The organism is Plantactinospora sp. B5E13 (assembly GCF_039871775.1).
Lineage (GTDB): Bacteria > Actinomycetota > Actinomycetes > Mycobacteriales > Micromonosporaceae > Plantactinospora.
On record NZ_JBDPLT010000034.1, the window covers coordinates 37,822 to 52,606 of the forward strand.

The following is a 14,785-nucleotide window of genomic DNA, read 5'->3' on the forward strand; positions in this document are numbered from 1 at the left end:
CCAACCTCCTTCAACCTAGCCGGCCCACGCACGTCCGGCCCGCCGCGAACGCCTCCGGCGTGTCCCGGCCGGTGTCCTCAGTGGGTCGGCGTCCTCAGTAGGTCGGCGTGCCGGTCGGCGCGACGGCCTTTCCGCAGTGCAGCCGTACCTGGTCGTTCCAGTTCAGCGTGCCGCCCGCCGGCGGGTCCTGTTCGCGCACCTCGCCACTCTCGCCGCTCGGATACCGGGGATAGAGGCCGTCGTCCACCAGCCGTCGGGCGGCCTGCCGGCAGGACTGCCCGACGACATCGGGTACGACCACCGACGGCGGCCCACCCACCACATAGATCTTGACCGTGATACCCCGCTTCACGGGGGTGCCACCCGGCGGCACGGTCCGGTGCACGCTGGAGTCACTGCCGGAGGCGCCGAACACCACCTCCACCCCGAGGCCACGGTCCCGCAGTTCCAGCCGAGCCTCCCTGAAGTCCTGGCCGAGCACGTCGGGCAGGAGCAGACCGTCGATCGGCGGGGCCGTCGTCGGCGGGCGACTGGTCTGGGACCGGGTGGGGGTGCCCGCCCGGGAGGTCTTCGTCGCCGACGGCGCCGCACTCGTCGCGACCGGTCCGGCGCCCTGGTCCGACCCGCCCGTGCCGTCGCCGGCCAGCAGGTACCCGCCGAAGGCACCGACCACGGCACAGAGCACCAGGCCGACGGCCCCGCCCGCGACCAACCCCGCCCGGCTGGAATGTCCTGCTCCGGAGCCCGTCTCGGGTCGCCCCGTCATGTCCAGATCCGTCATCTGTTCTCTGCCCACCATCCCGCGTCGGGGAACACGCCGACCTTCCACAGCCAACCGTGGAAGTGTGCCGCAAGCCGGGGGCGACGGCCCGCCGCGGGGAGGCTCGGGGACGACCGCCCGCCACGGCGAGGCCCGGACCGGCGGACGCCCCCGCGGGGATGCCCGGCTCGACGGACGCCCGCCACGCACTCGCCCCGGAGGCGGGTGGACGCTACGCTGCCCGGCATGGCCGTACGGGGCTGGGGAGGATCACTCGCGACGGCGGTCGGCGTAGCGGCCGGCGCCGGTGCGGCTCAACTGGGCCTCGGCTACGGGCTCGGCATCATCGCCTGGCTGCCGTCGACCGATCCGAGCGGCGAGGCCGCCTGGTTGGCGAGCCTGACCTGGGCGGTCTGGATCGCCGCCACCTCCACGGTCGTCGGCGCGATCTGCGCGGTACGGCTCGGGTCCGCCGCCGAGCCGGTCGACGGGTCCGTCGACGCGACCCCGGTGTCCTCGCCGTCGGCCACCGGCCTGTGGCGCGCCTCGTTGGCGGTCGCCGCCGCGATCGGTGGACTGGTCACCGTCGTACTGGTGGCCGTACCCGCCCGGACCGCCACCGGGGTCGACGACCTTTCCCCGCAGACCGTCGCCGCCGGGTACGCGGTCGTCGGTGTCCTGGTCGGACTGCTGGTGGCGATCTGGGCGACATCCTCGCCGGCGGTGGCCGGCAACGTGCTCGGCACGAGCGCCTGGATCTGGTCGCTCGCCGTGGCGGCGGTGGTGCACGACGTCCTGTCCGACGGCGGACCACTCACCGCGCGGCTCGGTGTCTGGCAGACCACCACCGACGACGGGCGCGACTGGCTCCGTGATCCTCTGCCCTGGCCCGCGATCACCCTGGCGCTCGGTTCGGCGCTGCTGATCGGGGTGCTCGCCGCCCGGTCCGCCGCCCGGCGACCGGCTACCCGGGTGGGCGCGGCGATCTCCGGGATGGCCGGCCCGGCGCTGGTGGCGGCCGGCTACTTCGGGGTGGCACCCCGGCTGGCGGACGCCGACTCCGCGCAGGTGTCGGCCCATCTGATCGCCCCGTACGCGGTGGTCGCCGGGGTGGCCGGGTCCGCGCTGGTCGCCGCGCTCGCCCAGCGTGCCGAGGCGCTCGCCGGACCGACCCGGACCGGTCGGTCCGGGAGACCGGCCGCGCTCCCCGCCGCGACCCCGGCGGAATCCGGGTCCCCGGCAGCCGGCGTACGGGTGCCGAGCCAACCGACCGCCGGGCGCCGGGACGGCGGCTCCGCGGGCGGGCCGTCCAGCGTGGAGAAGGGTCCGGCCGGTGACGCCGGGCCGGCGACCGGGGATGAGCCGGTTGGTGCGACCGGGGACCGTGGAACCGGCGACAGTGGGACCGGGGATGGCCGGGCCGGCGGAACCGGGGACGCCGGGGCCGGCGGGGAACCGTCCGCCGGGGACGAGCCGACGGTGGCCGGGGAGCCGGCCGACGACGGGAAGCCGACAGGCCGGCTGCGCCGGTTCGGTCGCCGTCCTCTCTGACCGCTGTCAGCCCTCCACCGGCCAGATGTGCACCGGTTCGTTGGTCCGCTGCAGTTCGCCGTAGCGCCGCAGCATGTGGTGCAGGGCCTGGGAACGGTTCATGCCCCGGCCACGTTCGGCTGCCCGTACCGCCTCGACCTGCCAGACCGAGCCGTTACGTCCGGTACGACAGCGTTCCTCGATGATGCCGAGCAGTCGGTCCCGGTGCGCGGCGCCGACGCCGAACCGGTCCAGTCCGGCGGCCGCCCGGGGCAGCAGTACGTCCCGTACCAGGTCGGTGACGCGTACCTCGCCGAGCCGGGGCCAGGTGATCACCGCGTCGATGCCGCGGCGTGCCGCCGCGTGGAAGTTCTCCTCGGCGGCGCTGAAGGTGAGCTGGCTCCAGATCGGCCGGTCACCTTCGGCCAGGTCGCAGACCAGCCCGAAGTAGAAGGCGGCGTTGGCGAGCATGTCGATCACGGTCGGGCCGGCGGGCAGCACCCGGTTCTCCACCCGCAGGTGGGGCCGGCCGTTCATGATGTCGTAGACCGGGCGGTTCCAGCGGTAGACGGTGCCGTTGTGCAGCCGCAACTCGGCCAGTTTGGGCACCCCGCCCGCGTGCAGCACCGCCACCGGGTCCTCGTCGTCGCAGATCGGCAACAGCGGCGGGAAGTAGCGGACGTTCTCCTCGAAGAGGTCGAAGATCGAGCTGATCCAGCGTTCACCGAACCAGACGCGGGGTCGTACGCCCTGCGCCTTGAGCTCGTCGGGCCGGGTGTCGGTGGCCTGCTCGAAGAGGGCGACCCGGGTCTCGGCCCAGAGGTGCCGGCCGTGGAGGAACGGCGAGTTGGCGCCGAGCGCGACCTGGACTCCGGCGATCGCCTGCGAGGCGTTCCAGTAGTTCGCGAAGTTGTCCGGCGAGACCTGCAGGTGGAACTGCACGCTGGTGCAGGCGGCCTCGGAGGCGATCGAGTCGGTGTGCGTCTGCAGTCGCTCCACGCCCCGGATGTCGAGTTCGATGTCCTCGCCCCGGGCCGCCACGATCGAGTCGTTGAGCACCCGGTAGCGCTCGTTGGTGGAGAGGTTGTCGAGCACCAGGTGCCGGGGGGTGAGGGTGGGCAGGATGCCGATCAGGATGATCGTCGCGTCGGACTTCACCGCGAGTTCCTCGGCCCGGCCCAGACTCTCCCGGAGGTCCGCTTCGTAGTCGGCGAAGCCGGCTCCCTCGATCAGCCGGGGGGCGGCGTTGAGTTCGAGGTTGAACTGGCCGAGTTCGGTCTGGAAGGTGGGGTCGGCCAGGTTCTCCAGCACCTCGGCGTTGCGCATCGCCGGCTCCGCGTCGGCATCGACCAGGTTCAGTTCGATCTCCAGGCCGGTGGTCGGCCGGTCGGCGTCGAAGCCGAGGTCGTCGAGCATGAGCGCGAAGACGTCCAGGCAGCGGCGGACCTTCTGCCGGTAACGGATCCGGTCCTCCCGGGAGAAGAGGACCTGCGAGACGTCCTGGCCCATGAGCCCTCCCCGCCACGAGGCGTTGTCGACGCCGTCCGGTCGCCCGTACGCCGGAGGCGTGTCCGATCTATCACCGTAGGAGCGCTGAGCGTGCGCGACCACAAGCGGCCACTGGCGCTGAGTAAGCGATCAGCGGCGCTGGGTCCAACAATCGCACACGATCGTGACACCCCTTCCACCGGGCGCATTACCCAGCGAGGCGCCCCGGTCACCAGTAAACAGGTCACCGGGGCGTCTCGGTTCGGCTGTCGGTCCGGCCGGAACCGACCGGCCGGCGCACGGGTCAGGCCTGGCGGACGGCCTCGCCCTCGATCTCGATCTTGATCTTCTTGCTGACCAGCACGCCGCCGGTCTCCAGGGCGACGTTCCAGGTCAGGCCGAACTCCTCACGGTCGATCTCGGTGCTCGCGGTGAAGCCGAAGATGTCCTGGCCGAAGGGGCTACGTCCGACACCCTCGAACTCGACCTCCAGCTCGACCTGCCGGGTCACGTCCTTGATGGTGAGCTCACCGGTGAGCACGAACTCGTTGCCGTGGTGCGACTTCACGCCGGTGCTGCGGAACTCCAGGGTCGGGTACTTCTCGGCCTCGAGGAAGTCACCGCTGCGCAGGTGGGCGTCGCGGTCGGGCTGGTTGGTGTCGATGCTGTCGGCCTGGATGGTCGCGGTCACCGAGGACTCCAGCGGGTTCTCCGCCACCGTGATGGTCGCCTCCGCGGTACGGAACTCGCCGCGCACCTTGCTCACCATCATGTGCCGGGCCACGAACCCGACGCGCTTGTGCGCCTGGTCGAGCGCGTACGTGCCGGCGGTCGGGATGGTCAGGTTCTCCCAGTTGCGGGTGGTGGATTCCGGGCTGCTGGTCATGGTGCTGCCTTCCCAGGAGGATAGGGGTGCGGATGGATGTCTGACGCAGCAACTATAGACGCGGCAATATTCCCCATGTCAAGTACTGGTACGATGTCACCGTGACCGAGAACCTCCACGATCCCCGCCTCACCGCCATAGGCCTGTTCATGGAGGTGCACGCCGGACTCGCCGCCCGGTTCGCCGCCCAGTTCGAGGAGCACGGGCTCTCGACGGTGGAGTTCGAGGTGCTGATGCGACTGGCGCGCTCGCCCGAGCACCGGCTCCGGATGACCGACCTCTCCACCCAGACCTCGCTGTCGACCAGTGGGGTGACCCGGGTCGTCGACCGGATGGAGCGCGACGGGCTACTCGCCCGCAGCGCCTGTCCCTCCGACCGGCGCAGCGCGTTCGCGGTGGTCACCGAGGCCGGTCTGGCCCGACTCACGGAGACCCTGCCCGGACACGTCCAACTGATCGAGGACTGGTTCGTCGGCCAGCTCGATCCCGCGGCGCTGCGGGTTCTGCTCGACGGGCTCCGGACCATCCGCGACGCGGTGCATCCGGGTGCGACCGCCGGCAGCGACCGACCAAACGGCGACTGCTGACCCGCGACTCCCGACCTGGTCGCCGGCGCCACCGTCGGCGCCGCCCGGGAGCGCTCCCGTCGCTGGTCGGCGGGATACCGGAAGGGCGGTCGGAAACCGGCAGAAAGACCGGCAGAAGTCACTCGAAGTTCCGGACACGACCGGCCTAAGGAATATTCCGGACTCGGCTACTGGATACTGTTCAGCGAGCCGGGGGGCTCTGGGGGATGTGGCGCGGGCGGGGGCTAGCGAGGGGCTCCGTCGGGGGGCTGTTCCGCCCGCGCCACGCCCCCACAGCGGCCGCCGGGCAGCGCACACATGCGGCGGGGCGGCCGGGCGACACACCCAGCGGGGTCGCCGACACCGCCCCGCCAGCGGACACCTGGCTGCGGTCAGTCCACCGAGTCGAGCATCGCCCGCTCCCGGGGCAGCAGGGTGATGCCACCCTCCAGGCACACCTGGTCGAGCAGCTTCCGCGCGTTTGCCCGGGCCGCCGGATCGTCCGTCGTCGCCACCACCCCGACCAACGCCTCGGCGACATCCCTCAGGTCACGCGCGCCGGCCGACGACTGCGCCGCCGCCGCGTACCACTCCGCCGCCCACTCGCGGTCTCCCCGCTGCACCGCCAGGACCGCCTCGATCAGGGCGCAGATCCCCTCGTCCGGTGGTGTCGGCTCCTCCGCCGGTCGGCCGACTATCAGCTCCGGCGTACCCGGGCCGCCGTCCGGATCCTTCCGTGCCCGGAGTTCGGCGAGCACCGCCCCCGCCTCGTCGATCCGACCGTCCTCGGCGAGGGCCAGGCCGACCGTACCGAGCGCCCGGCGGCGGTGCCCCGGATCACCGAGGTCGGCCAGGGCCTGTACCGCCCGCCGGCCCTGCCGGACCGCGTCCGCGTACCGGCCCTCCAGGCGGGCCACCTCGGCGAGATTCGCCCTGGCCAGGACCCGTAGCCGCTCCTCACCACACTGGCCCGCGAGCCGGTCGACGGCGGCCAGCCGGCGGCGGGCGGCCACCAGGTCACCGCGTCGGATCTCGTGCCAGGTCAGGTTGTTCTGGGCCACCGCCATGTCCCGTACCCGACCGCTCCGGGTGGCCAGCGCCAACGCCGCCTCGCCGTGCCGGCGCGCCGCGTCGTGGCCGCCGAGCGCCGTCCAGAGTCCACAGAGCACACTCCGGGCGGCGAGTTCACCGACGACGTCGCCCAGGCGCTCGAACTCCGCCAACGCGTGCTCGGCGGCGGGCATCTCCGCCGGACCCGCCCCGTGCTCCTGGGCGAGCTGGGCGATGCCCACCTCCGCCCAGGCCCGGATCGTCGGATCCGCGTCGGCGGTACGCGGATCGTCCAGCAACCGTCGCAGCCACTGCCGTCCCGCGACGTCCCGCCCCCGGTAGCGCCACCAACGGCTCAACTGGGCGGCGAGCCGCAGCGCGGTGTGCGGGTCGTCGTTCGCGGAGTGGGCCAGCGCCGCCCACAGGTCGGCGGTGATCTCGTCGAAGACCCCGACCGCCTCCAGGAACCGGCCACCGGTGAGGTCCGCCGCGACCCGGACGGCGAGGTCGGCGAGGACCGAGGCGTGCCGGCGGCGGATCGCGGCCAGTTCACCCGTGGCCACCGCGTGCTCCATGGCGAAGTCGCGTACCACGTCGAGCAGGCGGAACCGGAGCGGGCCGGTGCCCCGGGACGAGATCAGCCCCAGCGCCATCAGCCGGTCGAGCAGCGGGACCGGGTCACCGTCGACCAACTCCGCCCCGGTACGGTCCGACGACTCCAGACCGTTCCCGGCCGACGACTCCACACCCTCCCCAACCGCCGGCCAGCCGGTCAGCATCCGCTCGGCCAACTCCACCGACCAGCGGTTGCGCAGCACCGACAGCCGTCGTAGCGCCGCCTGCTCGGTCGGCCCGAGCAGACGAAAACTCGCCGCCACCGCGTCCCGCAGACTCACCCCGAGCGCGGCCCGGGTCACCGGCGGCGTGGCCAGGTCGAGCACCCGGTTGCCGTACCGGTCGAGAATCTCGTTGAGGTCCAGCAGACGACCGTGGGCCGCGGCGAGTTCGATCGCCAGCGGCAGGCCACCGAGCCGACGTACCAGTTCGACCAGCGCGGCCACCTCGTCGGGGCGCGGCGGCTCACGGCGGACCTGTCGCAGCCGGGCCAGGAAAAGCTCCACCGCCGGATAGCCGGCGACCGCGTCGAGGTCGGCCGGCACCGCCGCGGCCGGAACCTCCAGCGGCGTCACCGGCCACACCCGCTCACCGGGCAGCCCCACCGGATGCCGTCCGGTGGCCAGGATCCGCAGGCTCGGCGCGATGGCCGCGAGCCGGTCCAGCGCCCCGGCCGCCGCCCCCGGGGCCCGCTCGACCGCGTCGACCAGCAGCAACGACGGCGCCTCCGGAAGCCGCCCGGCGAGGTCACTCGCCCGCCCAACGCCGAAGACCGCAGCGACCACGGACAGTACGTCGCTTTCGGTCGACCCCTCGGTCAGCACGATCCCGTTGGTCCCGCCCGGATGCCGGTCCCGCATCCGCCGGGCGATCTTGAGGGCGAGCGCGGTCTTGCCGACCCCGGCGAGGCCGACCAGGCTGACCACGCCCCGGGCCAGTCGGGGACCGGGGGTCAACATGGCGGTCAACTCGGCGACGTCGTGATCACGGCCGGTCAACTCGGCCGGCTCGGGCAGCCCGAGACCGGTACCGGGCCGGCTGCGCCCCGCGGGACGGGTGTCGCCGGCCGACACTCTGCCCGGATCGGTGAACGGGGCCAGGGCCACCACCGGGCCGGCCGGGCGCCGGGCGGCCGCCAGGAATTCGGTACGGCCCGGGCCGTCGAGATCCAGCGCCGTGGCGAGCAGCTCCACCGTCGTACGTTGTGGACGGGACGACCGCCCACGCTCGAGATCGCGGACGGTCCGGACCCCGACGGCGGCCCGCTCGGCCAGTTCGATCTGGGTCAGGCCCGCCGCGAGCCGGTACCGGCGCAGCAACTCGGCGAAGTTGCCCGAGACTCGATCGGAGCCATGATCCGGAGTCATGGGCAGGAAGACTACGCACCGGGGAGAGGGAACATCAGCTATTCGTCGCCCTGCCGACGGAGATGGTCACCAATATCCGACACTTCCGAACAGCGGGGACCGAAACGGTCAACGATCGGCCGCCACCGGCGCCGGGTGGGTCGGCACCGGCGCGTTGACCGACCGCTCCGCATCGCCGGAGAACCGGTCGTACAGCCGGCGCAGCGGTCCGGGTGCCCACCAGTTCCATTCGCCGAGCAGACTCATCACCGCCGGCAGCAACAACCCTCGGACCACGGTGACGTCGAGCAGCACCGCCACCACCATGCCAAAACCGATCTCCTTCACCGCGGTCAGCTCACCGAGCAGGAAACCCAGGAACACGATGCTGATGCAGACCGCCGCGGCCGTGACCACCGGACCGCTACGGGTGATCCCGACCAGCACCGCCTGTTCACCCGTCTGGAGCCCGACGGACGAAGCGCCCGACAGCGGCCGGGCCGGCCGGGCACCCGGTCCCGACGCCGGCCGGGCGGCGGACCGGCGCCGCCACTCCTCCCGGATCCGGGCCAGCAGGAACACCTCGTAGTCCATCGACAGGCCGAAGACGAAGACGAAGAGCAGCACCGGGGTGGTCAGGTCGATCGCCCCCCACGGCTCGACGCCGAGCAGTCCGGCCCCCACCCCCCACTGGAAGACCACCACCAGCACACCGAGGGTGGCGAGCAAAGTCAGCGCGTTCATCACCAACGCCTTGACCGGAATGAGCAACGAGCCGGTCAGCGCGAACAGCAGCACCCCGGTGACCAGCAGCAGCACCAGTACGGCGAGCGGCAGCCGGGACGCCACCGACTCCTGGTAGTCCACCAGTTCGGCGGCCGCGCCACCGACCAGCAGCGGCAGCGGCTGCTCCAGGTCCCGGACCGCGCGGACCAGCTCCCGGGACTCCGGCCCGCCGGTCACGCCACGGGGCGTCAGGTCGATCACCACCGCGTCGCCGGGCACGTCCGGCCGGGGCTGCATCCGGATCACCTGGGGCAACGTGTTGAGCTGGTTCATCAGGTCGCGTACCTCGCCGCTGGCCGGGTCGGCCGTGACCACCACGGTCACCGGCCCCGCCCGGCCCGCCTCGAAATCCCGGAGCAGGACGTCGTGCACCTGACGGGCCTCCATCGAGGCCGGCAGCGCCCGGGCGTCGGAGTTGGCCAGGTTGGCCCCGGCGAGGAAGGGCAGCGCGAGCAGCAGCAGCCCAGCGGAGACGGTGAACGCGACCGGACCCGGCCTGGCCTGGGCGTACCGGGCGAGCCGACCGAGCAGTCCGCCGCCGCTGCCGCCGCCGGATCGGCCGCCGCCAATCGGTCGGGCTGTGCTGCCGCCGCCGGATCGGCCGCCGCCGGCAACCGGGCGGGCCGATCCGCCCGTCGGACGGATCCGGCGGTACGGGGCGTCGACAGCGGCCCGGACCCGGTCGACCCAGGTCACGGCGTCGGGTTCCGGGATGCGCCGGTGGAGGACCGCGATCAGGGCCGGTACCAGGGTCAGTCCGGCGGCGGTGGCCAGCACCACGGCGAGCGCGCCGCCGAGGGCCATCGCGGCGAGCAGCGGCTCGGCGAAGACGTACAGGCCGGTCATCGCCGCCGCGACCGCGAGGCCGGAGACGAGTACGGCCCGACCGGCGGTGCTCATCGTCCGGGCCAGCGCGGCGGCCGGGTCCGCCCCCTCCGGGACCGCTCTGCCGTCCGGTGCCGTCCGGTGCCCCGACGCCGCCCGTTCCTCGCGGAACCGGGCGAGCACCAGCAGCGCGTAGTCGACGGTCAGCCCGATGCCGAGCAGGCTGACCACGTTCACGGTGAACTCGCTGACCCCGGTCAGGGTGCTGAGCCCGTACAGGCCGAGCAGGGTGGCGGCGACCGCGGCCAGCGCGGCGAGCAGCGGAATCATCCCGGAGAGCAGGCCGCCGAGGATCACCACGAGTGCGACCAGGAGTACGCCGAGCGCGATCGACTCGCCGACCGCCGCGTCCTCGATCGCCTGCTCGGCGAACGCCCGCTCGGCCAGTTTCTCGCCGCCGACCAGCACCTCGGGCGCGTCGATGCTCCGCAGCAACCCGGCGACCCGGTCCTCGGTCCGTTCCCGTTGTGCCTCCGGCAGCCCCTCGGCGAGTTCGACCCGGACCAGGGTGCTGCGGTTGTCGGCGCCGATCCGTCCGCCGGCCGCGTTGTAGAGGTCCTCGACCTCGACGACTCCGGGTACGGCGACCAGTTCGGTCCGGACCCGGTTGACGCTGGCGACCAGGCCCGGGTCGTACGGGTCCCGGTCGCGGAGCACGGCGACGACCACCGGTCCCTCCGGCAGCAGTACGTCGATCCGCCGCTGTGCCTGCTCCGACTCGGCGTCCGGGCGGAGGTTGTCGGTGCTGACGAGACGGTCGAAGACCGGCCCGCCGAGCAGCGCCCCGGCGACCACGAGTCCGAGCCAGCCGACGATCACCGGCCAGCGCCACCGCCACATCGACCGCCCGAGCGCTCCGAACATGCCTCGCGACCTCCCGACCCGCCGGCTCCGAGGTACGACGGTCGATCGTCGCCCTCGGCGCACATGCAAGCACCCTGAGCAGTCGTACGTCAGCCTCCTTTCCGGCAGTTCATGGGATCAACAGGCCAGTTGCCACCGTGGGTGATACTCGCCCGATGGGTGAACGTGCCGAGGATCAGGCTGTGGACAAGGCCGGCGCCGCGGTGGACCCGTCCGGGCCGCCGTGCCCGGAGTGCGGGCGGCCCGGCGTACCGGTGCTCTACGGTCTGCCCGGGCCCGAGGCCGGTGAGGCCGCCGCGGAAGGAAAGCTGAGACTCGCCGGCTGTCTCCTGCCCCAGACGTTCGACCACTGGGCCTGTACGGGTGGCGGCCACCGGTGGCGGGATACGCCGGCCGGTGCCGCCCGGCCGCGCCGGCGCTGTCGGCACTGTTACCAGTCCTGGTCGGACTGAGGCGCCCTGCTCAGGGTTCGGCTGGTAGCGGAATCGCGGTCAGCGGAATCGGCGGTGTGCGGTCGCCGGCCCGGGTCGGTGCGGCGGATGCTGGGCCGGTGACGATCTTCTCCCTTCAGGCCACTCCCAAACTCGGCGACGACTGGCTCGACCTGGCACGGCGGTGCGAGGCGGCCGGATTCGACTCGCTGCTGGTCGCCGACCACCCGGGCAGCGCCGCGTCGCCGTTCGTGGCGCTGGCCGCCGCGTCGGCGGTGACCTCGACGCTCGGGCTCGGCTCGAACGTCTCCAACGCCGGCGTACGGGAGCCGGTCCTGCTCGCCGCCGACGTCGCCACCCTCGACCTGGTCTCCAACGGGCGGGCCCGGCTCGGCATCGGCGCCGGCCACACCCCGGCCGAGTGGCGGGCCGTCGGTCGGGAACGTCCCGACGTCGCCGGCCGGGTACGCCGCTGCCTCGCCGTCGTCCAGGCGGTCCAAAACCTGCTCGACGGCGCGGAGGTCACCGTCGACACCCCGGAACTCGTCGCGCACGCGGCCGCCCTGACCGCGCCCAGGCCGGTGCAGCGGCGGATCCCGTTGACCGTCGGCACCGCCAACTCGCACCTGCTGCGCTGGGCGGGGGCACACGCCGACATCGTCGGGCTGACCGGGTTCGGGCGTACCCTCGCCGACGGGCACAATCACCGGGCGCGCTGGCGGACCGACCAGATCGACGCGCAGTTGGCGCAGGTCGCCGCGGGTGCGGCCGGCCGGGACGAGCCGCCCCACCTCGAAGCGCTGGTGCAGCGGTTTGTCGTCACCGACGACGCGGAGGCGGCCGCCAAGGAGACCGCCGAGCAGCTCGGGCTGACCGTCAGCGAGCTTCTCGCCGCCCCGTTCGTGCTGATCGGCACCGAGGACGAGATTGTCTCGGCGATCGCCGAGCACGAACGCCGCTGGGGCATCACCCGGTACGTCGTACGCCGGGACGCGCTCGACGCGGCGCCGAGCCTGCTGGGCCGCCTCGGCTCCACCGGCTGACCGGCCGCCCACGCCGACTCGGCGCCGGCGGCTGACCTACTGGGCGCGATCCGGCACCCGTACGGATTACGTCGGTTACTCTCCGGAGTATGGGGCGGGGAAAACTGATACTGAGGGTAGCCGTCGTAGCGCTGTTGCTCTCCGGACCCGCCCCGAGCGGTAAACACACCGCCGCCCCGCCCGCGTCGGCACCGGCGCCGGGCGTCGGTGGCGTGGTCGGGCGGGTTGCGCCCCGGGCGTGTCCGGCACCGAAGCCACCGGTGGCCCGGCCGACCCGGCCCGCCGCGCCGACGCCCGCCCCGGTCCAGCGGGAGGTCGGCGGCACGGCGCTGGGCACTGCCGGGCTGGTGGTCCCGCCCGGCGCCCCGGAGCCGCCCCGGCTCACCGCGACCTCGTGGCTGGTCGCCGACCTGACCACCGGCAGCGTGCTCGGCGGCTGCGGCCCGCACGAGTACGCGGTTCCGGCGAGTGTGCAGAAACTGCTGCTCGCGGCGGCGGTGCTGCCGCAGCTCGACCCGACCCAGGTGGTCGAGGTGACCGAGGACGACCTCGACTTCGAGCCGGGCAGTTCGGCGGTCGGCCTGGTCCGGGGCGGCCGGTACTCCGTCGAGACCCTCTGGTTGGGGCTGCTGCTCAACTCCGGCAACGACGCGGCGAACGTCCTGGCCCGAGTCGGGGGCGGTCCGGCGGGGCGGGCGGGCGGCCTGGCCGCGATGAACCGCGAGGCGCGGGCGCTCGGCGCACTGCAGACCCACGCCGCCACCCCGTCTGGCCTGGACGGTCCCGGCCAGTACACCAGCGCGTACGACTTGGCGCTGATCGCCCGGGCCTGTTTCGCCCGGGAGGACTTCCGCCGGTACGCCGGCACCCGCCTCGGTCAGGTGCCGGCCCAGCCGGGCGCCAAGGGCTTCCCAATCTGGAACGACAACCAGCTGCTGCACCAGTACCCGGGGGCGTTGGGTGGCAAGACCGGCTACACCGACCTGGCCCGGCACACCTTCGTCGGGGCGGCGCAGCGTGGCGGCCGTACCCTGCTGGTCACCCTGCTCGGCGCGGAGTCGCAGCCGCTGAGGGGCTGGCAGCAGGGTGCCGCGCTGCTCGACTGGGGATTCGGGCTGCCCACCGACGCGGCCGTCGGCCAGCTCGTCGCCCGGGGTGAACTGGACAGCCCCACCCCGGTCCCGTCGCCGGCAGCGGGGATCAGCGACGCCCGGACGGACGACGGCCGGCCGGTGAGCCGGTGGCTGTTCCTGGTCGGCGGTGCGGTCGGCGCCGTCCTCGGTGTGGTGCTGTTGCTGGTCGTGTCGACGCGACGGCGGGTCAGGACTCCGAGCGGACGGTCCGGGTGAGGAACGGGACCTACAACCCCAAATCCCGCGCGATGATCATCCGCTGCACCTCGGAGGTGCCCTCGCCGATCTCCAGGATCTTCGAGTCCCGCCAGAACCGGGCCACCGGGAACTCGTTCATGAAGCCGTACCCGCCGTGGATCTGGGTGGCGTCCCGGGCGTTGTCGACCGCGCACTCGCTGGCGTGCAGTTTGGCGATCGCCGCCTGCCGCTTGAAGTCCTCCCCGGCCAGCATCCGGGCCGCCGCGTCGTAGTACGCCAGCCGTGAGGTGTACGCCCGCCGCTCCATCTCGGCGATCTTGAACTGGATGGCCTGGAAGTTGCCGATCGGCTGGCCGAACGCGTGCCGGTCCTTCGCGTACCGGACCGACTCGTCGACGCAGCCCTGGGCGAGCCCGACCGAGAGCGCGGCGATCGCGATCCGCCCCTCGTCGAGGATGCGCAGGAACTGGGCGAAGCCCCGGCCGCGCTGGCCGAGCAGGTTCTCCGCCGGCACCCGGCAGTCGTCGAAGTGCAGCTCGTGGGTGTCGGAGGCGCACCAGCCGACCTTGGAGTAGCCGGGCGCGACGGTGAAGCCCGGGGTGCCGGACGGCACGATGATGGTGGACAGTTCCTTCGATCCGTCGGGGTTCGTCCCGGTGACCGCGGTGACGGTGACCAGGCTGGTGATGTCGGTGCCGGAGTTGGTGATGAAGGCCTTCGCGCCGTTGATCACCCACTCGTCGCCGTCCAGCACCGCCCGGGTGGTGGTGCCGCCAGCGTCCGACCCGGTCCCCGGCTCGGTCAGCCCGAACCCGGCCAGCGCCTCGCCCCGGACCAGTTTCGGCAGCCAGCGGGCCTTCTGTTCGGCGGTGCCGAACCGGTGGATCGGCATCGCGCCGAGTGAGACCGCCGCCTCCAGGGTGATCGCCACGCTGGAGTCGACCCGGGCCAGTTCCTCCAGGGCGAGGCAGAGCGCGAAGTAGTCGCCGCCCATGCCGCCGTACTCCTCGGGGAACGGCAGTCCGAAGAGGCCGAGCTTGCCCATCTGGGCGACCACCTCGTACGGGAAGGTGTGCTGCTCGTAGTGCTCGGCGATCACCGGGGCGACCACCTCGCGGGCGAAGGACCGCACGCTGTCCCGCAGTGCCTCGTACTCCTCGGAGAGTCGGAAGTCCATGGGTGATCCTCCAGTTGGTTCGGCCCG

10 protein-coding genes and 1 pseudogene are annotated in these 14,785 nt (G+C 73.0%); 5 read left to right on the top strand and 6 right to left on the bottom strand.

Annotation, left to right across the window (positions count from 1 at the left end; translation table 11 throughout):
- Nucleotides 1-94 precede the first annotated feature (94 nt).
- Nucleotides 95-766: a PASTA domain-containing protein gene (locus tag ABGB05_RS25545; RefSeq protein WP_347656138.1), complete on the bottom strand. Its 672-nt coding sequence runs from the start codon at nucleotides 764-766 to the stop codon at nucleotides 95-97.
- Nucleotides 767-1,006: 240 nt separating this feature from the next.
- Here ABGB05_RS25545 and ABGB05_RS25550 point away from each other — a divergent pair, with 240 nt between their 5' ends.
- Nucleotides 1,007-2,311, top strand: coding sequence for a hypothetical protein (locus tag ABGB05_RS25550; RefSeq protein ID WP_347656140.1), 1,305 nt, complete (start codon nucleotides 1,007-1,009; stop codon nucleotides 2,309-2,311).
- Between the two features lie 6 nt (nucleotides 2,312-2,317).
- On the opposite strand, the gene ABGB05_RS25555 is transcribed toward ABGB05_RS25550, so the two are convergent.
- Both ABGB05_RS25555 and ABGB05_RS25560 read right to left on the bottom strand, forming a co-directional pair.
- Nucleotides 2,318-3,799, bottom strand: a complete 1,482-nt coding sequence (locus ABGB05_RS25555) for a glutamate-cysteine ligase family protein (protein ID WP_347656142.1) — start codon at nucleotides 3,797-3,799, stop codon at nucleotides 2,318-2,320.
- Nucleotides 3,800-4,082: 283 nt separating this feature from the next.
- The gene (locus ABGB05_RS25560) at nucleotides 4,083-4,664 is read right to left on the bottom strand and encodes a YceI family protein (protein ID WP_347656144.1); all 582 of its coding nucleotides are present in this window, start codon (nucleotides 4,662-4,664) and stop codon (nucleotides 4,083-4,085) included.
- Nucleotides 4,665-4,765: 101 nt separating this feature from the next.
- Between ABGB05_RS25560 and ABGB05_RS25565 the strand changes: the two genes are divergently transcribed.
- Complete coding sequence (locus tag ABGB05_RS25565; protein WP_347656146.1) at nucleotides 4,766-5,251, top strand: MarR family transcriptional regulator; 486 nt, start codon at nucleotides 4,766-4,768, stop codon at nucleotides 5,249-5,251.
- Between the two features lie 371 nt (nucleotides 5,252-5,622).
- Here ABGB05_RS25565 and ABGB05_RS25570 read toward each other — a convergent pair whose 3' ends face one another.
- Both ABGB05_RS25570 and ABGB05_RS25575 read right to left on the bottom strand, forming a co-directional pair.
- Entirely contained in the window at nucleotides 5,623-8,262 is a 2,640-nt protein-coding gene (locus ABGB05_RS25570; RefSeq protein WP_347656148.1) for a helix-turn-helix domain-containing protein, read from the bottom strand.
- A 108-nt stretch (nucleotides 8,263-8,370) separates the two neighbouring features.
- Nucleotides 8,371-10,776 carry an efflux RND transporter permease subunit gene (locus tag ABGB05_RS25575; protein WP_347656150.1) on the bottom strand — a complete coding sequence of 802 codons (2,406 nt, stop codon included), beginning with the start codon at nucleotides 10,774-10,776 and terminating at the stop codon, nucleotides 8,371-8,373.
- A gap of 155 nt (nucleotides 10,777-10,931) precedes the next feature.
- On the opposite strand from ABGB05_RS25575, the gene ABGB05_RS25580 reads away from it, so the two are divergent.
- From ABGB05_RS25580 to ABGB05_RS25590, 3 genes and pseudogenes are all read left to right on the top strand, one after another.
- A complete protein-coding gene (locus ABGB05_RS25580; RefSeq protein WP_347656151.1) occupies nucleotides 10,932-11,228 on the top strand; it encodes a hypothetical protein in 297 nt (98 codons plus the stop codon).
- Nucleotides 11,229-11,326: 98 nt separating this feature from the next.
- Nucleotides 11,327-12,250, top strand: a complete 924-nt coding sequence (locus tag ABGB05_RS25585) for an LLM class flavin-dependent oxidoreductase (RefSeq protein ID WP_347656153.1) — start codon at nucleotides 11,327-11,329, stop codon at nucleotides 12,248-12,250.
- Nucleotides 12,251-12,507: 257 nt separating this feature from the next.
- A pseudogene (locus ABGB05_RS25590) lies at nucleotides 12,508-13,599 on the top strand (serine hydrolase); the annotation flags it as partial.
- A gap of 10 nt (nucleotides 13,600-13,609) precedes the next feature.
- Here the strand turns inward: ABGB05_RS25590 and ABGB05_RS25595 are convergent.
- Nucleotides 13,610-14,758, bottom strand: a complete 1,149-nt coding sequence (locus ABGB05_RS25595) for an acyl-CoA dehydrogenase family protein (RefSeq protein ID WP_347656155.1) — start codon at nucleotides 14,756-14,758, stop codon at nucleotides 13,610-13,612.
- Nucleotides 14,759-14,785: the final 27 nt, after the last annotated feature.

Coding starts and splice junctions, on each gene's coding strand:
- ABGB05_RS25545 (WP_347656138.1), bottom strand. CDS start 766: ATGACGGGGCGACCCGAGACGGGCTCCGGAGCAGGACATTCCAGCCGG.
- ABGB05_RS25550 (WP_347656140.1), top strand. CDS start 1,007: ATGGCCGTACGGGGCTGGGGAGGATCACTCGCGACGGCGGTCGGCGTA.
- ABGB05_RS25555 (WP_347656142.1), bottom strand. CDS start 3,799: ATGGGCCAGGACGTCTCGCAGGTCCTCTTCTCCCGGGAGGACCGGATC.
- ABGB05_RS25560 (WP_347656144.1), bottom strand. CDS start 4,664: ATGACCAGCAGCCCGGAATCCACCACCCGCAACTGGGAGAACCTGACC.
- ABGB05_RS25570 (WP_347656148.1), bottom strand. CDS start 8,262: ATGACTCCGGATCATGGCTCCGATCGAGTCTCGGGCAACTTCGCCGAG.
- ABGB05_RS25575 (WP_347656150.1), bottom strand. CDS start 10,776: ATGTTCGGAGCGCTCGGGCGGTCGATGTGGCGGTGGCGCTGGCCGGTG.
- ABGB05_RS25580 (WP_347656151.1), top strand. CDS start 10,932: ATGGGTGAACGTGCCGAGGATCAGGCTGTGGACAAGGCCGGCGCCGCG.
- ABGB05_RS25595 (WP_347656155.1), bottom strand. CDS start 14,758: ATGGACTTCCGACTCTCCGAGGAGTACGAGGCACTGCGGGACAGCGTG.